Origin of the sequence: Comamonas sp. wu1-DMT, assembly GCF_040187805.1 — a bacterium.
Classification (GTDB): Bacteria; Pseudomonadota; Gammaproteobacteria; order Burkholderiales; family Burkholderiaceae_C; genus Comamonas; species Comamonas thiooxydans.
Map to the genome: position 1 here is coordinate 31,480 of NZ_JBANEM010000020.1, position 19,628 is coordinate 51,107.

Here is a 19,628-nt window from a genome sequence, read left to right on the forward strand (position 1 = left end):
TCGATATCCAGCATAAGTGCAAGCAAACCTTAAAAACTATGCTTTCCATAGCTGCTTTCCCTTGATGAGCATGCACGGAAGGCCAATTTCATTAAAATTATTGCGACATGCCCGATACCTTCCAGGACGATTTTTTTGCCGATGAGCTGCCTCCACCCGGAGACGGTACCGGTAAGGCTCGGACTGAAGAAGCGCCGCAGGCGGATGACACAGTTGAACGCAAACCCAGGCGCGGCGCTATTTCTCTGGCCCCTGCAGCTGCGCAGTACCAGGACCTGGCCGCGCAACTGCCTCCCCTGCTGCGCATGGGCGTCTCGACCTGGTCCTACCCGGGCTGGGAAGGCCTGGTCTGGGACGGTGCCTACGACAGCAGCGTGCTGGCCAAAAAAAGGTCTGACGGCCTATCACCAGCACCCACTGCTGCGCACCGTCTGCGTCGACCGCACCTTCTGGCGGCCGCTGACGGCCAGCCAATATGCAGCCTTTGCCGCGCAGGTCGATGACGACTTTCGCTTTGTCGTCAAATGCCCGGCCGGAATCACCGATGCCCAGGTACGCAGCGAGGAAGGCAAGCCGCGCGAGAGCAACCCGGCGTTTCTCGACCCTCACCTGGCCATAGAGCATTTTGTGCAGCCCACACTCGAAGGACTGGGCAGCAAGCTGGGCGTTCTGGTCTTTCAGCTCAGCCCCCTGCCGTGGAGTCTGCTCAGCCGCCCCGGCCTGCTGATGGACAAGCTCGGACTGCTGCTGTCCGCCGTAAGGCAGGCGCTACAAGCACATCCGCAAGTCGTCGTGGCCGTCGAGGTCAGAGACCCCGAGCTGCTGACCCCGACGCTCCCCCAGACACTCAAGACCCATGGCGCAACCTATTGTCTGGGCCTGCACGGCAAGATGCCTACGATTGAAGAGCAGTTGCCCATGCTGCGTGCGCTATGGCCCGGGCCGCTGGTCTGCCGCTGGAATCTGAATCGCATCTTTGGCGCCTACGGCTATGCCGATGCCCAGAAGAAGCACCAGCCGTTCAACGAGATCCTCAGCGAAGATCGGCATACCCGGGAGCGGCTGGCCCGCACGATTGCGGGCATCACCGGTGCCGGTCAACCCGCTTTCGTGACCATCAGCAACGATGCCGAGGGATGTGCCCCCCGCTCGATAGCGCTGCTGGCGCAGGCGCTTGCGAGCCTTTCAGACTCAGGCTCTGACAAGCATCCGCGGCCGTCATCCTGAATTAATACTCGAATCCCCCTCAGACGCTTACTTTCAAAGCGCTGATGGCTATCAAAAACAAAGCCCGACAGGCCACAAACCTGCCGGGCTTTCTGAATGACAACTCCAATCAGTCCTTCAGCGCCGCCAGCGGGTGCGAATGTGCAGGCCAGGGGCTGTCAAAGAACGCCTGCCACTCGGTATCGCTCACCTCTTCGATGCTGGCGGGATTCCAGCGCGGGCTGTGATCCTTGTCCACCGCCAATGCGCGGATGCCCTCCACGGTCTCGCTGCGGCCCGGACGCAGATAAAAGCAGTGACGCACCATATCGCGCTCCATGCGCAAGTCCTCTGCCAGATCCATCTGGCGCGCACGGCGGATTTGCTCGAGCACCACATGCAGCATCAGGGGCGAGCGCTTGCGCAGCGTGGCAGCCTCGGCCTGGGCCCATTCGCTGCCAGCCTGCAAGGTCTGCACAACAGCAGCCACCGTGGGCTGAGAAAAACAGGCATCGATTTCCGCGCGGTGAGCGGTTGTCTTGGGCTCGGTGCTCACAAAGCGGGAGCGCACCACGGCATTAAGCGCCTCCACATTGGCAAAATCCGTGGTTGCCAGGGTCTCCCACAGCTCTGCCTGCTGTTCGGCAGGAATGCAGCCATCGGCCAGACCAAAAGCCAGGGCATCGCCCGCGCCTATAGTGTCGCCGGTCAAGGCCAGCCATTCGCCCACGGCACCGGGGCAGCGCGAGAGGAAATAGCCCCCCCCTACATCGGGGAACAGGCCAATGGCCGTCTCGGGCATTGCCATCTTGGTGCGCTCGGTCACGATACGCAGCGAGCCGCCTTGGCTGATGCCCATGCCTCCGCCCATGACGATGCCATCCATGAAAGCGATATAGGGCTTGCCAAAGCTGTGAATCAGATGGTTGAGCGCATATTCCTCGGTGAAGAAATCTTCGAGCTGCGGATTGCCGCTGCTGCCGGCCGCGTGCAGGAAACGAATGTCGCCACCGGCGCAGAACGCCCCGAACACCCCTTCCTTGTTGCTGCCACGAATGGCCACGCCCAGAATCGAGTCGTCTTTTTGCCAGGCCAGCAAAGTACCCAGCAGATCGCGCACCATGCCCAGAGACAGCGCGTTGAGCGCCTTGGGCCGGTTGAGCGTAATCATGCCCAGCTTGCCACGGACTTCGGCAATCACATCGGACATATCGGCGCTCGGGGTGGGGGTCATTGTCTTGCTCCTTGAATCAATTCCATGCTGGTCGCCAATCGGTCGCCAGGCCATGCGCACCGATTATGCGGTTGCACTCCACGCAAGCAGGGACAAGGACGTGACAAATACCGCCAGCATCGCAGCCACAAAGCCCGAGCGGTCTGCAATGCTGACTAATATGGGAGCCGTGCCAGGCTGCAGCTTCTGCGGCCCACCTTCTGCCTCATGAACGATCTGCCACCACCGCCCGAAACCCCTCGCGAAGAACCGCACCTGGAATCCAAGCAGCTTTCCGCACCGCTGCGCTATCTGCTCATTGCCTTTGCGCTGGTTTGCGTGATATTGGGGCTGATAGGCGCCGTGGTTCCCGGCATGCCCACCACGGTATTCATATTGATGGCCGCCTGGGCGGCTGTGCGCAGCTCACCCAGACTGCATCGCTGGCTCTATGCTCACCGAGTGTTCGGCCCGCTGCTGCACAACTGGGACACTGGCGGCAAGGTCAGCCGCCGAGCCAAATGGACGGCAACCGTCAGCATGGGCGCCAGCAGCCTGCTGATTCTGTATTTCTCGTACAAGCCATGGCTCACGGCCATGACGCTGAGCATCATGGCCTGCGTATTGCTCTGGCTGTGGCTCAGGCCGGAGCCGCAGGTTTAGAGCAGTTCACCGCACTTTCCACGAAGCGTGTGCAGACAGTTGCTGCCGCCACCAAGTATTGCTGCCAATGACGGACGCGACTGTGACAACTAAGCTGCGTGATCTCCGTTACGAGCGAGCAGATGGTTGAGCTGCAGCATGAACACGTTCCTGACGCGACTCTTCAAGGTGCTCCATGAACGTGGTGCCTGTGTAGCGGGAGCGGAACAGGCCGGCTTCCACCAGGCGGGGCACCAACTGTTCCAGCACGCAATGCAGAGACTCGACGGAGCCGCCGGGCGCGGCCAGAAAGCCGTCGATGGCGCCGGTGGCGCTCCATTCGACGATCTGCTCGACGGCATCGTCCACCGTGCCGACCACCTGCCAGTGCGCAGCCGAGAGGATCTCCGGCCGCAGCAGCAACTCGTCGATCCGCAGTGACTCGCGCTCGATCAGGCGCCTGAGCAGGCCCGCATGCGTGCGGCTGGAGGGCGTCGCCACAGGCACCGGCAGGTCAGCTCCGGTAATCGGTCGGTCCGCAGGCCAGTCCGTGAGGTCCAGACCGATCATGGCCTTGATCGAGGCCAGCTTGCGGTCCCGGTCCACGCGGCCATGGGTCTGCCTGAACATCTCCCGCGCCTGTTCGCGGCTGTCGGCCAGGTACAGGCTCAGGCCGGGCAGCAGGCGCACATCCTGGGCCTGGCGGCCATGGCGCTGCGCGCGCACGGACAGGTCCCGGCGCAGTTCCAGCGCCGCGTCGAGGTCGGGCGTGGGCGCGAAGACGATGTCGGCCACGGACGCCGCAAAATCGCGCCCGGTGCTGGATGCGCCTGCCTGAACCAGCGGAATTCGCGGGCCACCGAAGGCGGGCAGGTTCAGGGGGCCACGCACCTTCAGATGCGGCCCCTCGTGGTCTATGGGGCGCACCAGTGAAGCATCGACATAGCGGCCGCTGCCCCGGTCGATCTTCAAGGCCTCGTTGGGAAAGCTATCCCACAGCCGGCGCACCACCTCTGTGAACTCGGCAGCCCGTGCATAGCGTTCGTCGGCGTCGGGCATGGCCTGCAGTCCGAAATTCTCGTGGCCCTGCAAGGCGGTGACGATGTTCCAGCCGGCGCGGCCCTTGCTGATCCAGTGCAGCGACTGGAGCTGGCGCGCGACCGCATAGGGCGGGAAAAACGTGGTCGATACCGTGGACACCAGGCCGATGCGCGAAGTCTCGCGCGCAAGCGCGGCCATCAATACCGTGGGGTCCAGGCTGGCGAAGCCGGCGCCCGTCTCCAGAACCTCCATGGGCAGAAAGCTCACGTCGGGCCGGAAGACGAAGTCCAGGTGCGCGGCCTCGGCGCGCCGGGCCAGGTCAAGGGCGAAGTCGCTGGAGTACAGCCCTTCGATATTGCTGCCGGGCCGCCTCCAGGCATCGCCGCTCAGCCAGGTGGGGGCCAGCGAAAGGCCGATGTGCAGTGGTTTGCGCTTTGTCATGCTTGCATCCTTCCCCTCTTAGAACGTTCCGCGTACGCCCACGCCGATCATGCGCGGCGCCGTCATGCTGGCCTCGATGCCGCCGATGCCGCGGTTTTGCTGCAGGTAAGTGGGTGCCCGCCTGTCGAAGACGTTCTTGATGTAGCCGTACAGCTGCACGTGCGCGTTGTACGCGTAGCTCATGCGCAGGTCGGTGATGGTGTTGGAGCCAACCACATAGGCACGGGTGTTGGCTGTATCGGAGTAGTAGCCGTCCAGGTGGCGCACCTGAGCCGAGACATTGAACCGGGGAGTGGCATCCCAGCTCACGCCGACGCTGACGGTGTAGCCGGGCGAGCGGGCGAAGCGGTTGTGCTCGTAGCCGGGGTTGCTGCTCATCTCCTCGATCCTCGTGCGCAACACGCCGGCGCCGGCCTTGATCCTCAGATTGTCCAGCGCGCGGTAGTCGGCGCCCAGCTCAAAGCCGTAGGCATGGGCCTTCTCGGCGTTGATGGTGTAGGACTGAGCCACGCCCGGCGAGATCACCACCGGAATGTTGTACTGCGCATCCCGCATGTCCATGTAGAACAGATTGGTGTTGAGCATCAGCCTGTCATCGAGCAGGCTGGTGCGGCTGAACAGCTCGTAATTCCAGATCGATTCCTTCTTGAAATAGGCCCATTGCCGGCTGGTGAGGTTTAGCGATACGCCGCCCGGGTTGTAGCCACGGCTGACCAAGGCACCCACCGTCCAGCGTGGCGTGGCTGCATAGGCCAACGAGATCTTGGGCAACAGGGCCGAGAAGGTCTTGGTGTAATCCAGAGGGGTAGGCGCCAGCACCGAGCTGCCGTTGCGCACCACCTCGTCCTGCTGGTAGCGCAGCCCGCTGCTCAGGGTCCAACGATCGGTCAGGCGCAAGTTCAGCTCGCCGAAGACACCCAGGTTCTTTTTCGTGTCATCGAAGGCGGACAGGCCGCGCAGCAGCAGGCTTTCGTCAGTGCTGGTACGGGCGTAATAGATGCCGCCGAAGCCGCTCAGGCGATCTTTTTCGTTGCCCACGAAGGCGCGGAATTCGTTGGAGAAATTATTCTGGCGGATATCGGCATCACCCTCGCCGGAAATACCTGTGTAGCGCTGCACGGACGAGCGCGAATACTGGGCCTGGTTGACCAGCCGCAGGCCGTTGCTCAGTTCGTAGCTCAGATCGAGAATGCCGGTATCGGTCTTTTGCTTCCAGCTGGGCATGGTCGTCGTCCAGTGCTTCAGCGCGCCGAACGGAGCTGAAGCGGCCTCCTGGGTCGGGCGGTTGCTGTCGTTGTGCGAGTAGGTGAATTTGGCTTCCAGGCCGGGGATGCTGTTTGGCAGCCACAGGAGTTTCAGGCGCGCGTTGAGCGCACGGAAATCCTGGTTGGCCTGGCCCTGCTGGAACCGCGGATTGTTGTAGTCGATAAAGGTGTCGCGCCCCGCATAGTCCACGGCAAGCCGCGCGGCCAGCTCCTCGCCCACGGGACCGGAGACGGCGATGGAGGCGCGGCGCGAGTTGTAGTTGCCGGCCTCCAGCTGGTAGGCCGCCTCGGGCTTGAAGCTCGGATCCTTGGTATTGACGATGATTGCGCCCGCTATCGCATTCGCGCCCTGCGAGGTGGTCTGGGGACCGCGGAACACCTCGATGCTCTCCACATCCCAGACCGAGGTCGCGCCGAAGAACATCTCGTTGTAATTGAGGTAATGGCCATCGAGATTGATGGTGGCGCGCGGTACCGTACCGCCCCAAAAGACGTTCTGCCCGTTGTTGGGGCCCTGCGTGTCCTGCCCGCGAATGATGGGTGCACCCACCGTGTCGGTGTAGACCACGTTGGGCACGTCATGCAGCACCTCGTGGACCGAGGCATTGCCGCTCTCCTCCTTCTCGATGTCCTTGCCAGACTTGACCGACACGGAGGATGCCGTGTCCTTGAGTTCTCGCCTGACCTTTTCACCGCTGACCACGACCACGTCAAGCGTGGCGGTTTCCTCCTCGGAGCCCGACACACCCTGCGCGAAGACGCCGGCTGGCGCCATCAAGGTAGAGAGTACGACAGCGCCCGCCCGGGAGGGGAACCTGCGATGCAAACACAGTTTCACAGCATCTTCCTTTAATGAGAATGATTCTTGTTTTTATGTTACAGCATGATGCATAGAAATTCCACCATCAGGAATTCATTCCCATCTGCGGAAAACAAGAACAACACTGAAAAGATGTATGCGTACCGGGGGTGCCTTCCACCCGAAAGGAGCCGGTATCATCGAGACCAGCGGCGCCCGGGCGCCCACCTGCGATGCTCCAAGTACAGGCAAGGAAGCCGAGCCTTTGAAAACAACAACACCTCAGACAACCGCCGGGGAGAAGCGCTCCGGCACCATCCAGTCGGTCTCGATCGCCGCCCGCTTCCTCATGGTCCTGGCCAATGCCGAAAGCGAGCTGGCGCTTGGCGAGGTGGCAAGGCGCACCGGAACGGGGGGCTCCACGGCCCACCGCTACCTGCAAAGCCTGGTCAAGGAAGGTCTGGCAAGACAGGACCCGGCCAGCGGTCTCTACGACCTGGGCAGCGCGGCACTGAGCATCGGCATCGGCGCGCTCAAGCGCGTGGATGCGGTGGAAATTGCGGCGCAGCATATGAAGTCGCTGACACACCAGCACGCGCTCAGCGGCGGCGTGGCCATCTGGACCGACCGCGGGCCGACCCTGGTACGCTGGTACAGAAGCGCCTACTTCTCTATCAATCCGCTGGCGCTTGGCGACATCCTTCCCATAGACAACACCGCCTGCGGTCTGGTGTTCCAGGCCTTCCTGCCCAAGGCCACCATCGACGCCGCGCGCCGCCAGCAACCCGCCCATTTCCGCGGCAAGCCACCGACCAAGGCCGTGCTTGATGAAGTGCGCGAGCGCTGCTGGTCCGAATTGACCAGCCACCTTCTGTCCAACGTCACGGGCCAGGCAGCACCGGTGTTCGACGCACAGCATGAGATCGCCTGCGCGGTCACCACTGTCTCTGACCTGGGCCAGCTCAAGTCGCCCGACGACAGGCATGCGCTGCTGCGCGAAGCCAGCCTGATCAACCAGGCCACAGGCGGACGAGCCTTTGGCTCAGACTCTCCCTAGAAGCGACGCGCAGGAAGATACCCAGGCGCTTCAGCCTTCCATGGCATGCATTGCCTTGCGCCTTCTTGGCACCACCAGGGGAGTCCCGGTCACAGGGTCAGGAATGATCACCGATGACAGGCCGAACACCTCCTCGACCAATTGCTCGGTAAAGATCGCTTCGGGCTTGCCCTGTGCGGCGATGCGCCCGTCGCGCATGGCGATCAGGTGTGAGGCGTAACGGCAGGCCTGGTTGAGATCGTGCAGCACCGCAATCACGGTGCGGCCGGTCCGGTTGATGTCCGCCAGCAACTCCAGCAACTCGATCTGGTGTGCAATGTCCAGAAACGTCGTGGGCTCGTCCAGCAACAGGATGGGCGTCTGCTGCGCCAGCACCATCGCAATCCACACACGTTGGCGCTGCCCGCCTGACAACTCGTCCAGAAGCCGGTCCGAAAGGGCCATCACATCAGTGGCCTGCATGGCCTCGGCCACCGCCTGCTCGTCGACATCCGTCCACTGCTTCAGGAAAGACTGATGGGGGTAGCGCCCACGCGCCACCAGGTCTGCCACCGTGATGCCCTCGGGCGCGATCGCGCTTTGCGGCAGCAATCCCAGGCGCCGCGCAACCTCCTTGGCAGGCCATTGCGCGATATGCCTGCCATCCAGGATGACCCTCCCTATGGTCGGTGCCAGCAGGCGCGAGAGCGCGCGCAGCAGGGTGGACTTGCCGCAGGCGTTCGGCCCCACGATGACGGAAAAGGAGCCATCGGGAACAGCAAGGGACAGGCCCTGCGAAATGGTGCGCTCGCCGTAGCGCAGCGTCACTGCATCAGCACTCAGTCGATATGTCATGGCCGGTCATGCCCCACAAGCAATAGGTCCTTAGGCATTACAAATTCGGAATGCATTCTACAATGAGGAACACCCTGAAGAACCTTGACCTTGATGTACTCGGCCCTGTCACGGTCAGATCGATATGAACAGACTAAAACTTACCGCCCTGGGGGCGGCTGCGGCACTGTCCGTGCTGGCCGGTATCGCGCTCATGCAGCGCAACGCCGTCCACGAAGCCGGCGCCACGCAGCAGGCTTCTCTACCGCAGCGCATCGTGTCCACCTCGCCCAGCGTGACGGGCATCCTGTTGGCCATCGATGCCCCCGTGGCGGCAACCGCAGCCACCACGCCCAGCCGGTTGACCGATGACAAGGGCTTTTTCTCGCAATGGGCCCACGTTGCCGACGAGCGTGGCGTACAGGTGCTCTACCGCAACCTGCAGTTCGACATCGAAGCCGTCCTGGGCGCCAACCCTGATCTGCTGGTGGCCTCTGCCACCGGCGCCGACAGCGTGGCCCAGCACCGTTCCGAGCTGCAGGCCCAGGGCGTTCCCATGGTCATGGTCGACTACTCCAGCCAGTCCTGGCAGGACATCGCCACGCAGTTGGGCAGCATCACCGGTCGCACGAAGGAGGCTGCGGCGGCGATTGCCCGCTTCGATGCCCACGTCGCCCAGGCCGCCGCATCCATCACGCCTCCCGCCAAGCCGGTCAGCATCGTCGCCTACAACCTGGCCGGCAGCTACTCAATAGGCCGAGCCGCCAGCCCGCATGCACGACTGCTGGCCGCGCTGGGCTTCAAGGTGGAAGGCCTTCCGCCCACGCTGGCCGCTCAGGTGACGCGTTCCTCGGACTTTGAATTCATTTCCCGCGAAAACCTGTCGGCCGCCATCACCGGGGATGCCGTCTTTCTGCTGGGTGCCTCGCAAAGCGATGTCCAGGCCTTCCTGGACGACCCGCTGCTGGCCAACCTTCCCGCCGTCGCCGGTCGGCGCGTCTATTCGCTGGGGCCGACATCGTTTCGCATCGACTACTACTCCGGGCAACAGATGGTCGATGCAGTGGCCAGCCATTTCCACTGAGCCATGCGCGCATTGCTCCAGAGCGCGCTAGCTCGGCCCGCTCCACACTCGCACCTGCGCCGCAGGCGCAGCCTGAGCCTGGCGGGCGGCACGCTGGCCCTGGGTATCGTCGCCGTGCTCAGTATCACCGTGGGCTCGCGCGACATCGCGCTGGCCGATATCCTCGCCGCGCTGCGCGCGCCCGACCTGGGCGATGACCGGCACCTGGTCGTCAGCCTGCTGCGTGTGCCGCGTACCGTGGTTGCCATCCTGGCCGGCATGGCCCTGGGCGTTGCTGGCGCGCTCATGCAGGCCGTGACCCGCAATCCCCTGGCCGAGCCGGGCCTGCTGGGTGTCAATGCCGGCGCAGCCCTGGCCGTGCTGATCGGCATGACGGCCCTCGACCTGACAACCGTGGCCCAGTATGTCTGGTGCGCCTTTGCGGGAGCGGGGCTGGCCGGCGCGGCCGTCTTCGCGTTCGGTCAGTCCCGGGGGGCGGGCACGCACCCCGTGCGCCTGGTGCTGGCCGGGGCCGGCCTGTCCGTCATGCTCACCTCCAGCGCGGGCATCATCCTGCTCAATGCGCCCCCGGAAGTCTTTGACGGCTTCCGACACTGGGCGGCCGGTTCACTGGAGGGCAGCGGCTACGCCGGCGCCGCCGTGCTGGTGGCCGCCGTGGCGGCGGGGCTGGCGGCGGCCTGGTCCATTGTCGGCCAGCTCAACGCCATGGCGCTGGGCCATGACCTGGGCCTGGCGCTGGGCGTCAATGTCCGCGCCACCGCTCAACTGGCCTGCCTGGCGGTCATGCTGCTGGCCGGTGCAGCCACGGCAGCCGTGGGTCCTATCGCCTTCGTCGGCCTGGTGGCCCCGCATCTGGCCCGCCTCTCGTCCGGGCCCAACTACCGCTGGATCCTGCCGCTGTCCGCGCTCTACGCTGCAGTGCTGCTGCTGGGTGCCGACGTGCTCGGCCGCGTCGTCGCAGCGCCTGCCGAAGTGGCTGCGGGCATCGTCGCCTGCCTGATCGGCGGGCCGTTCTTTGTCTGGGTGGCGTGCAGAAACCGGTTGAGCAGGCTATGAAGGCGTCCGTGAAGACTTCGGTACTGCGCTGGGGCCCATATTCGTTCCGCTGGCGGCCAAGGCCGCTGGCCGTGGGCATGGCACTGGTCGTGCTGACCCTGATGCTGGGTGTGTTGCTGCTGGGCACGGGAACCCTGTCGCTGAGTCCGACCGAGGTGCTGGACAGTCTGCTGGGCACGGGCGCCAACCCCGCCGCCGAGCGCGTGGTTCTGCGCGTGCGGCTGCCGCGCGTGCTCACGGCGGTCTTCGTGGGTGCGGCGCTGGGCATGGCCGGTGCCATCTTCCAGTCCGTCTCCCGCAATGCGCTGGGCTCGCCGGACGTGATCGGCTTCACCACGGGCGCAGCCAGCGGGGCAATTGCGCTGATCGTACTGGGCGATGCCGGGCCACTGTGGATATCGCTAGCCGCCGTGCTGTCGGGCATGGCCACGGCGGCGGTGGTGCTCGCGCTGTCCAGCGGCCGGCGCGTGGCAGGGGGCTACCGGCTGGTGCTGGTGGGCATAGGCGTAGGGGCCACGCTCTCGGGCCTGAACACCATCCTGCTGGTCATGGGCGATCTGGACCGGGCCGTCTCCGCACAGCGCTGGCTGGCCGGCTCGCTCAGTGCGCGGACCTGGGCGCATGTCGTGCCAGCCGCATTCAGCTTCGTCGCCATCGTGCCGGTCGTGCTGCTGTGTGCCCGCCGCATCAACCTTCTGGAACTGGGCGATGACGCCGCCACCCAGCTCGGCGTCAACGTAGCGCGCACCCGGCTGATCATGGTGATGTGCGCCGTTGCCCTGACGGCCATCGCCACGGCGGCGGCCGGGCCCATCGCGTTCATCGCGCTGGCAGCGCCCCAGGTGGCCAGGCGCCTGGGCCTGTCACCTGATGTACCTCTGTTCACGGCCGCAGCCATGGGCGCCGTACTGCTGCTGGCGGCCGACCTGCTCAGCCAGTGGGCGCCGGTGCGCCTGCATCTGCCTATTGGGCTGGTGACGGGCTTGCTGGGTGGGGTGTATCTGCTGTGGCTGCTTTTTCGTTCCCGCAAAGGCTAGGAGTGCGACAGCAGAGGTTGAGACCGCACTTCTATCTCTCTTCGAGCCATCGCCCTGAATAGTCGTACGACATCATGCGATCTGGATAGAAAAAGGGCTCCTAACTTTACAGTTAGGAGCCCTTTTAGATTGGTCGGAATGGCGGGATTCGAACTCGCGACCCCTTGCACCCCATGCAAGTGCGCTACCAGGCTGCGCTACATTCCGTGTCGATGACGCTATTGTAACCGATTTTCGACCATCTTTTGGGAAGGCTGCAACTCAAGCAGTTGCTCGATTATCAGCCACGACGGTCATCTGGCGCTGCAGGTTTCATAGCAAACCTCGCAGCGACATTGAAAAAGGCCTGTGATTTTCATCACAGGCCTTTTCAATTTGGTCGGAATGGCGGGATTCGAACTCGCGACCCCTTGCACCCCATGCAAGTGCGCTACCAGGCTGCGCTACATTCCGTGTCGATGGGATGAATTATAGGGAGGAAAAACACCCTCCCCGGGGAAAACGCGCACTTTTTTCAAAAAAGTATCGAACTGGTGCTGAAAGCTGCAGGCCTGATATCAACGCACACCCGGCCGCATAAGCGCTCAGCACGCACAGCACACTCCGGCCAATCGCGAGCCCTGCGCAGGGCCTGACCAAGGCTGCCCAAAGGAACGACAAGAGTGGGCGCTTCAGCGATTCCAGGCAGGCATCCATCGCCGAGTCACTCCTGTTCCATCCGCTGACGCTGTCATCCCCGAACCTCCTGATCAAACCTGGTCCACCAGGAATGACTGTTATTCCTTGATCACGAAACCCTCAGTACTCACTCTCGCTCAGCTGGCTTCACCCAGCCGCTTTGCACGGCAATATTGATAGCACCAACACGGTGCACACAAGAGATTTCCCTGAGTCCTTGAGGTAAAAAAACCACTGTCATATCGCTGAAAAGATGATTTCATCGGCATCCGCGGAACTGCAGAGCAAGCTGTATACAAACCCCCGCTATATTTCAAAACGTAAATCCAATATCTAACTCGAGAGGACACTCATGAAGACTGCTTTTATCGCCATGGCTGCAGCCCTGGCCTGCTCCGGCGCCGCTTTTGCCCAGAGCAATGTGCAACTGACCGGACTGGCCGATATGTATGCCGGCTCGGTCAAAATGGCCGGCCAGGATCGCAAGGGCGTTGTCGGCTCCGGCGGCATGACCACTTCCTGGTGGGGCCTGAAGGGCACGGAAGACCTGGGCGGCGGCCTGAAGGTCGATTTCAACCTCACCGCCTTCATGCGCATGGACACGGGTGAACCCGGCCGCTTCCCCGGCGATACCTTTTTCTCGCGCGATGCCAACATCGGCCTGAACGGCAATTTCGGCCGCATCGGCCTGGGCCGCGACAAGGCGCCCAACTTCCTGCCCACCATTCTGACCAACCCCTTCGGCGATTCGTTCACCATCTCGCCTCTGGTGCTGCACGCGAACACGCCCACCGCAGCCTGGGGCGGCAACCGCCTGACAACGCCCGCCGACACCGGCTGGAGCAATATGCTGGTCTACACGACACCTAGCTTCGGCGGTCTGACTGCCAATGTCTACTACCAGTTCGGCGAGCAAACGACTCCTGGCAACAAGAGCAAGAAGAACGTCGGCGTGAACGCCCTGTACTTCAACGGTCCTCTGAGCCTGACGGCCTTCTACGAGCGCGACCAGATCACCAACCCCGGCAGCGGCACAGTCATGCCCACCAAGAGCGACTGGATGGTCGGCGGCAGCTACAACTTCAACGTCGTGAAGCTCTACGCCACCTACGGCCAGGCCAAGGTCAAGGATCTGGATAGCAAGAGCAAGACCTACTCGCTGGGTCTGGACATTCCTGTCTCCGGTACCCCCGGTACTGTCAAGGCCGCCGTGGCCCGCACCAAGTACGAAGCGGCCACCGACGCCACCCGCACCACAGCGACCCTGGGCTACGACCACTTCCTGTCCAAGCGCACCGATGTCTACACCGCTCTGATGTATGACCGCGTGACCGATGCCAATCCCAAGACCGGCACCAGCCTGATCGCCGGTATCCGTCACCGCTTCTAAGCACCGGGTTTGAGCGAGCCTCTGGCTCGCCATCCACTCAAAAGCGAGGCTCAGGCCTCGCTTTTTCATTTTCAATCCGGTGGCCGGCCTATTCACTTGGGTGCGGATGTCTCCAGAAGCTTCAGCCGACGCTGCAGCTGCGCCTGCTTTTCCACATCGCCGCCCTGCTGCGCTGCCTTGAGTTGCAGCAGAAGCCAGGCCATCAAAGGCCTGCGCCAGCCTTGCTCCGAAGCGGTATCGACGCCTTGCCGCAGTAGGTCAGGCACCGCAGCGCCGCCACGCAGCAGCACACCCGCAGCCACCAGTCTCGATAGCGGATCCTTGATCTCGGCCACAGCGGCTACACCTGTTCCGCCGCCGAGCAACTGCCGCGCCACGCCGCGCTGCGCCTCGGGCAAAAGCTCTATATCACCCGCTTGTGGACTCGCCTGCAGATAGCGGGCATAGGCCTGCTCTGGCTTGCCCGCATCCTGCGCCAGCGCCTCATAGGTCGGGCAGCTGTTCCAGTCCAGGCTGGCCACCTGCGCCGCGCAGCGCATCAGCTCCAGCTTGGCGGCCTGCGCGGGCTGGCCGGTGCTTGCCACTGCATCACGCGCCTTCTGCCACTGCAGCGCCTCCACGCGCTGATGCCCTTGCAAATAGGCCTGAGTAGCTTTTTGCGCCGCAGCTTCGGCACTCAAGGCCCAATCCGGTGCCGGGGCTTGGTTGCCACAGGCCGAAATCGCCATGACGGATATAGCAGCTATCACTTTCCCACATTGACCCAGAGTCTGCTTTTGGTTGATTTTTTGCGTCATGGCAGCTTCAACTCCGGCTTGTGGGAAAACGGCCATTTGCGCTGCAGATCGTTGAGCACAGACTCCAGCCTCAGCAGATTGCTTTCGACCTCGGCGCGCAGCGCACCCAAGTCGGTCGAGGCCTCGCGGGCATTGCTGCCCACCACCTGCATATCGGCCAGTACGGCATCGACCTTGGCCATGCTTTTGCGCGTATCGGCCAGCAAGCCGTTGAGCTGCTCCATGGTGGCCTTGACCTGAGGCATCACGCCATTCGCATCAAAGACCTGGCTGTCGGCGCGCGCCACCATGCGGTCCATGCGTCCGAGCAGGGAGTTGGCGCGCTCCAGCATCTGGCCGACCTTCTTCGCTTCCTCGTCGCTGCCCAGCACCGCTCCGAGAACCCCGCCCTGGCCCTGCATGCGCTCGGCCAGCTTGCGCACTTCGGCCAGTGATCCGCCCAATGCCGAATCCGTGGCGGTCAGTGCCGCCACATTGGCCAGCACCTCCTTGGCGGAATTGATGATCTGGGGCAGCTCTGCCGTGGCGTCGCCGCTGAGCACGGGCCGCACGGAATCCGGCGGCAGTGGCGCATCGCCCAGCATGCCGGTATAGGCCTTGATGGTGGTGCCGCCCACCAGTCCCTTGACCAGCGTGAACACGCTGGACTGGCGCAGCCAGTGGGCATCCTTTTCGGTCACATCGACCAGAATGCGAACCGAGCCGTCCTCGGCCAGCTCTATCTTGCGCACGCGGCCTATGGGAAAGCCCGAGAACGTCATGTCCATGCCCACGATCACGCCCTCGGAGTCATCGGCCGTCAGCACCAGACGCTGCGTGGGCTCGAACACTCCACGCGCGTAGAGCAGATAAGCGGCAGCACTCAGAATCAAGACCAGGGTCAGCGCCAGCAGCGCGGCTGCCTTGGCACGCAGATGTGCGACGGGTTTGAGGCTGAGCAACTCCTCGTCGATCAGTTGCTCCTCGGCCATACGCGTTTCGCTCATGGCTCCATCCTTTTCAGTAATAGTTGCCCATGAGCGAGATCACCTCGATCAGGAGCAACACGGCAAACATGCGTGCAAAGCCACCCAGCTCCGCCCCACCCTGCCTGTGCCGCGCAACAGGCGTGTACATGGCAGAGGCCAGCGGCATGACGGCCACCGTGAGGCTGAAAAACCAGGTCTTGAGCACAAACACCAGCGTCAGCGACGGCGTGAAGATCTGGCCGAAGATGCGCGTGTAGGCAGCAAACCCGGCCAGACTGAAGCCATAGACGCTCAGATACACGGTGACCAAGGCCACGATGCAGCTGAGCGCAGCCAGCGTGACGGCCGCAAACACGCCCGCCGCAGCGCGCGGCACCAGTGCCGCACGGACAGGATCAATGCCTTGCGTCTTCCACTTCGCGAGCTGGCCCTGCATACGCATCTGCACCACCTGCACGCCGGCCGGAATGGTGCAGCGCATGGCCACAAACAGTGCGGCCGTCAGCGGTATCAGCTCGATCACCATCACTCGCACCACCAGATCCAGCGCATAGCGCGACAGACCGTAACTTTGTGCGGTAACAATGACGATGCGCGCAATCACCGCACACAACAAGGCCGCCAGCGCGGTAAAACCTGTGAGTATGGGGGCGGTCTGCGCAAACATCTGCTGGGCCAGCATGGCCCGCCCGTGCTTCTGGTAGCTGGATGGCGACATGACCAGCACCAACAGCACGGCTGTCAGATAAATGCTGCGCCACCACGCCAGGGCCTGCGCGCCCAGCGCGGCCCAGATCCGCCCCGGCAGCTTGATGGTGGTTTCACTCCAGCTCATGCAGGAATGATAGCGTCCACTTTAGGGTACGGGCGCAGCCGCCACGGTTGCCGCCTGTCAGACATGGCGCTTTGCCGCAGCACTGCCCTGCAAGCCTTCGGGCAAGGGCTCATCGGCCTGTGCATGCAAGGCCTCGATGATGTGACAAAAGCTGTCCGAGCCGTCGCACTGGCTGCGCAGCTGCATGAGCTCATGCTCCAGAGCCTGCAGCTCGGCCAGCCGCTCGCGCACATGACCCAGATGGGCGTCCAGGGTTTTGTTGGCAGCCACGCAATCGGCCTTGCGCGCACCATCGAGCGCCAGCAGGGTACGCACTTCGTCGAGCGACATATCCATGGCCCGGCACAGCCGAATAAAACGCAGCCTGTGAACATCGCCATCGGTGTAGAGCCGGTACTGATTGTCCTCGCGCATGCCGGGCGAGAGCAGTTGCTCCTTTTCGTAGTAGCGGATATTGGCCGCAGCAATGCCGGAACGTTTGGCTGCCTCGCCAATGCGCCAGCGCGGAATATCGTGCGAATCGAGGGACATGCTTGACCTTGAAGTGACTTTATTGTTTTCAATACTGCCATGAAGCAAGAAAGCCTGTCCACCCACGCCCATGGCGGCGGCCACAATGGTCATTCACACGATCACGATCATGCTCATCCGCATGAACATGTGCCAGCCACGTCGAAACCTATTGCCGCCACAGCCACATCGGCCTGCGGAACCGGCTGCTGCGCACCGTTTTCCATCAGCGAGCCAGCCAAGAGCCAGGCTCACGATGAGGGTGACGGTCATGACCATGCTCACGACCATGGCGTGCTGCCCGGCTGGCCGCGCATCTATGCCGCTCTGGCCGCAGCTCTGGCGGCAGAGGCCTGCCACTGGTTTGGCGGCGACGGCGCCAACCCCACGCTTCAATATCTGGGCATGGCGCTGGCCGTGCTGGGCATAGCGCTGTCGGGCCTGGGCGTCTACAAGGCCGGCCTCAAGGATGTGCTGCGCTTCAAGCTCGGCATTCATGCCCTGATGGCCGTGGCCGTCACGGGCGCCTTCATCATCGGCCAGTGGCCCGAAGCTGCCATGGTCATGGCGCTCTATGCGGCGGCCGAGCGCATCGAAGACCAGGCCATGGACAAGGCCCGCCTGGCCATCCGCAATCTGCTGCAGCTGGCGCCAGAGACCGCCGATGTGCTGCAGCCCGACGGCAGCACCCAGCGCATGGCCGCCAGCGAGGTGCCTTTGGGCGCCGTGCTGCGTGTGACGCCAGGCGCTCGCGTCCCACTCGACGGCCTGGTCACCGAGGGCCAAAGCTCGGTCAATCAGGCCCCCATCACGGGCGAGAGCGCGCTGGCGCACAAAGGCCCGGGCGACGAGCTGTATGCAGGCTCCATCAACCAGGACGGCGAGTTGCACCTGCGTGTAACTGCACCGGCCAGCGACAGCCTGATTGCGCGCATCGTCCATGCCGTGGAGCAGGCGCAGTCCTCCAAGGCTCCCACACAGCGCTTTGTCGACCGCTTCGCCGAGGTCTACACCCCCATCGTGCTGGTGCTGGCGATTGCCCTGGGCCTGCTCGCGCCCTGGCTGCTGGACTGGAGCTGGCATCAGGCCGCTTACCAGGCCCTGGCCCTGCTGGTCATCGCTTGCCCCTGTGCCCTGGTCCTGTCCACCCCGGTCACCGTGGTCAGCGCGCTCACGGCTGCTGCCAAGCGCGGTATTCTCATCAAGGGAGGCAGCGCACTGGAATCGGCTCGCCAGCTCAAGGCCATCGCACTCGACAAGACCGGCACGCTGACCACGGGCTCACCCAAGCTGGTGGACTGGCAGAACTGGAATGCTGCGAGCGGCGATGAAGCCGCAGCCCGCGCCTATGCTCTGGCATCGCGCTCCGACCACCCGGTATCGCGCGCGATTGCCCAGGGGCTGGAGACCCAGGTCGGCAAGGACTTTGCCGAAGCACAGCAATTGCAAGCCCTGCCCGGCCGCGGCGTGCAGGCCCAGATCGACGGTGAACGCTGGACGCTGGCCAATCTGCGCTGGGTGGGCGAGCAAGGCTGGGACAGTGCCGAACTCCAGGCCGCGCTGATGCTGCAGGAGCAACAGGGCCGCACCGTCACCCTGCTGGCCAATGAACAGGGCGTGCAGGCGCTGTTTGCCGTGGCCGACCCGCTGCGCCCGCAGGCCAAGGCGGCCGTGGCCCAGTTGCAGGCGCTTGGTGTCAAACCCATTGTGCTCAGCGGCGACAACAGCGCCACCGTGCGCACGGTGGCCGCGGAAGCAGGCATCAGCGATGCACGCGGCAATATGCTGCCCGAGGACAAGCTCAAGACCCTGAGCGAGCTGCAGCGCGACATCGGCCCCACGGCCATGACAGGCGACGGCATCAACGACGCGCCGGCGCTGGCCCAGGCCGATATAGGCTTTGCCATGGGCGGCATGCATGCCACCGACATGGCCATGGAGACCGCCGATGTGGTGCTCATGAACGACGACCTGCGCCGCATCCCCGAGGTGGTCGATCTCTCGCAGCGCGCGCACAGCGTGCTCTGGCAGAACATCAGCTTGGCCCTGGGCATCAAGCTGGCCTTCTTCATTCTGGCCGTCAGCGGCAATGCCAGCATGTGGCTGGCCGTGCTGGCCGATATGGGCGTGAGCCTGCTGGTGGTCGCCAATGGCCTGCGCCTGCGCCATTGGGGGAACAGGCCTGAAAACACATGAAATTCGACCTTAACCCTTGATAGGCAAGCGCAAGCAGCTATCTAATTTACGATTTACTGCACCGGGCGGGGAACTAAACCCGCCCTTCGCTATCATTCACCCCATGCGTCGCTTTTTCTCTCTGTTCATGATTTTGCTGCTGGCCCTGCGTGGCCTGGCAGGCGATGCCATGGCCATGGAGCAGAACACCAACCAGGCCCATCACATGGGACATGCGCTGGTGCAGACGCAAAGCCTGGACGAAGTGGCCGCCATGGCAGAGGCTTCGCACCACGCGCATGCAAGCCTCACGGCCGACGCACAGCCGCATCACGACATGGCCGCGTCCCACAAGGCAGGCCCTGCAGGGGCCGTCAGCTGCAGCGCCAATGCCGCCGACAGCGACTGCCACCAGCATGAAGGCCATTGCACGGCCTGCGGCATCTGCCACTCGACGCTGGCCAACCCCGAATTGCTGACACTTCACTCCAGCCTCCCTCTGGCCGCCCAGCCGGCCCATGGTGCAGCGCGCTTTGCCAGCGCCGCGCCTGCCGACCTCGTCAAACCACCGATTTCTGCGCTCTGACGCCCTAGGTGCGTCCGCATTTTGATAGCAGCCAC

General features: G+C 63.6%; 16 protein-coding genes, 2 tRNA genes and 1 pseudogene. 9 read left to right on the forward strand and 10 right to left on the reverse strand.

Going from position 1 to position 19,628, the window contains the following annotated elements; all coding sequences use genetic code 11:
* Positions 1–107: 107 nt before the first annotated feature.
* Positions 108–1,227, forward strand: a pseudogene (locus V8Z78_RS22240) (DUF72 domain-containing protein).
* Between the two features lie 109 nt (positions 1,228–1,336).
* On the opposite strand, the gene V8Z78_RS22245 reads toward V8Z78_RS22240, so the two are convergent.
* Positions 1,337–2,440: an enoyl-CoA hydratase/isomerase family protein gene (locus V8Z78_RS22245; protein ID WP_003063347.1), complete on the reverse strand. Its 1,104-nt coding sequence runs from the start codon at positions 2,438–2,440 to the stop codon at positions 1,337–1,339.
* A gap of 207 nt (positions 2,441–2,647) precedes the next feature.
* Between V8Z78_RS22245 and V8Z78_RS22250 the strand changes: the two genes are divergently transcribed.
* A complete protein-coding gene (locus V8Z78_RS22250; RefSeq protein ID WP_012837742.1) occupies positions 2,648–3,082 on the forward strand; it encodes a YbaN family protein in 435 nt (144 codons plus the stop codon).
* A gap of 108 nt (positions 3,083–3,190) precedes the next feature.
* Here the strand turns inward: V8Z78_RS22250 and V8Z78_RS22255 are convergent, their stop codons facing one another.
* Together V8Z78_RS22255 and V8Z78_RS22260 are read right to left on the reverse strand one after the other, a co-directional pair.
* Positions 3,191–4,543 carry an NtaA/DmoA family FMN-dependent monooxygenase gene (locus tag V8Z78_RS22255; protein ID WP_349732159.1) on the reverse strand — a complete coding sequence of 451 codons (1,353 nt, stop codon included), beginning with the start codon at positions 4,541–4,543 and terminating at the stop codon, positions 3,191–3,193.
* Between the two features lie 18 nt (positions 4,544–4,561).
* Positions 4,562–6,646, reverse strand: coding sequence for a TonB-dependent receptor (locus V8Z78_RS22260; protein WP_349732160.1), 2,085 nt, complete (start codon positions 6,644–6,646; stop codon positions 4,562–4,564).
* 118 nt (positions 6,647–6,764) lie between these two features.
* On the opposite strand from V8Z78_RS22260, the gene V8Z78_RS22265 reads away from it, so the two are divergent.
* Positions 6,765–7,664: an IclR family transcriptional regulator gene (locus tag V8Z78_RS22265; RefSeq protein ID WP_034356617.1), complete on the forward strand. Its 900-nt coding sequence runs from the start codon at positions 6,765–6,767 to the stop codon at positions 7,662–7,664.
* 30 nt (positions 7,665–7,694) lie between these two features.
* On the opposite strand, the gene V8Z78_RS22270 is transcribed toward V8Z78_RS22265, so the two are convergent.
* Positions 7,695–8,498, reverse strand: a complete 804-nt coding sequence (locus tag V8Z78_RS22270; protein ID WP_349732161.1) for an ABC transporter ATP-binding protein — start codon at positions 8,496–8,498, stop codon at positions 7,695–7,697.
* 124 nt (positions 8,499–8,622) lie between these two features.
* Between V8Z78_RS22270 and fepB the strand changes: the two genes are divergently transcribed.
* The 3 genes from fepB to V8Z78_RS22285 are packed head-to-tail and all read left to right on the forward strand — an operon-like array spanning position 8,623 to position 11,654.
* Positions 8,623–9,561 carry a Fe2+-enterobactin ABC transporter substrate-binding protein gene (gene fepB, locus V8Z78_RS22275; RefSeq protein WP_349732162.1) on the forward strand — a complete coding sequence of 313 codons (939 nt, stop codon included), beginning with the start codon at positions 8,623–8,625 and terminating at the stop codon, positions 9,559–9,561.
* A 3-nt stretch (positions 9,562–9,564) separates the two neighbouring features.
* Positions 9,565–10,617: a FecCD family ABC transporter permease gene (locus V8Z78_RS22280; RefSeq protein ID WP_179625881.1), complete on the forward strand. Its 1,053-nt coding sequence runs from the start codon at positions 9,565–9,567 to the stop codon at positions 10,615–10,617.
* Complete coding sequence (locus tag V8Z78_RS22285; RefSeq protein WP_046462639.1) at positions 10,614–11,654, forward strand: FecCD family ABC transporter permease; 1,041 nt, start codon at positions 10,614–10,616, stop codon at positions 11,652–11,654. Before V8Z78_RS22280 ends, V8Z78_RS22285 begins: the two co-directional genes overlap by 4 nt.
* A 130-nt stretch (positions 11,655–11,784) precedes the next feature.
* Here the strand turns inward: V8Z78_RS22285 and V8Z78_RS22290 are convergent.
* Positions 11,785–11,861, reverse strand: a tRNA-Pro gene (locus V8Z78_RS22290).
* Between the two features lie 169 nt (positions 11,862–12,030).
* Positions 12,031–12,107, reverse strand: a tRNA-Pro gene (locus tag V8Z78_RS22295).
* Positions 12,108–12,684: 577 nt separating this feature from the next.
* Here V8Z78_RS22295 and V8Z78_RS22300 point away from each other — a divergent pair.
* Entirely contained in the window at positions 12,685–13,722 is a 1,038-nt protein-coding gene (locus tag V8Z78_RS22300) for a porin (RefSeq protein WP_003063368.1), read from the forward strand.
* Positions 13,723–13,814: 92 nt separating this feature from the next.
* Here V8Z78_RS22300 and V8Z78_RS22305 read toward each other — a convergent pair whose 3' ends face one another.
* From V8Z78_RS22305 to V8Z78_RS22320, 4 genes are read right to left on the reverse strand one after another with little or no spacing between them, the layout of a single operon-like run.
* Positions 13,815–14,519 carry a hypothetical protein gene (locus tag V8Z78_RS22305; protein ID WP_349732163.1) on the reverse strand — a complete coding sequence of 235 codons (705 nt, stop codon included), beginning with the start codon at positions 14,517–14,519 and terminating at the stop codon, positions 13,815–13,817.
* A complete protein-coding gene (locus V8Z78_RS22310; RefSeq protein WP_003063372.1) occupies positions 14,516–15,505 on the reverse strand; it encodes an MlaD family protein in 990 nt (329 codons plus the stop codon). Before V8Z78_RS22310 ends, V8Z78_RS22305 begins: the two co-directional genes overlap by 4 nt.
* Before the next feature lie 13 nt (positions 15,506–15,518).
* Positions 15,519–16,322, reverse strand: coding sequence for an MlaE family ABC transporter permease (locus V8Z78_RS22315; RefSeq protein ID WP_003063374.1), 804 nt, complete (start codon positions 16,320–16,322; stop codon positions 15,519–15,521).
* Positions 16,323–16,379: 57 nt separating this feature from the next.
* Positions 16,380–16,853 (reverse strand): Cd(II)/Pb(II)-responsive transcriptional regulator, encoded by a 474-nt coding sequence (locus tag V8Z78_RS22320; RefSeq protein ID WP_003063377.1) that lies wholly within the window; start codon positions 16,851–16,853, stop codon positions 16,380–16,382.
* Between the two features lie 39 nt (positions 16,854–16,892).
* Between V8Z78_RS22320 and V8Z78_RS22325 the strand changes: the two genes are divergently transcribed.
* Both V8Z78_RS22325 and V8Z78_RS22330 read left to right on the forward strand, forming a co-directional pair.
* A complete protein-coding gene (locus V8Z78_RS22325) occupies positions 16,893–19,028 on the forward strand; it encodes a heavy metal translocating P-type ATPase (protein WP_349732164.1) in 2,136 nt (711 codons plus the stop codon).
* Positions 19,029–19,131: 103 nt separating this feature from the next.
* A complete protein-coding gene (locus V8Z78_RS22330) occupies positions 19,132–19,593 on the forward strand; it encodes a hypothetical protein (protein WP_046462635.1) in 462 nt (153 codons plus the stop codon).
* Positions 19,594–19,628: the final 35 nt, after the last annotated feature.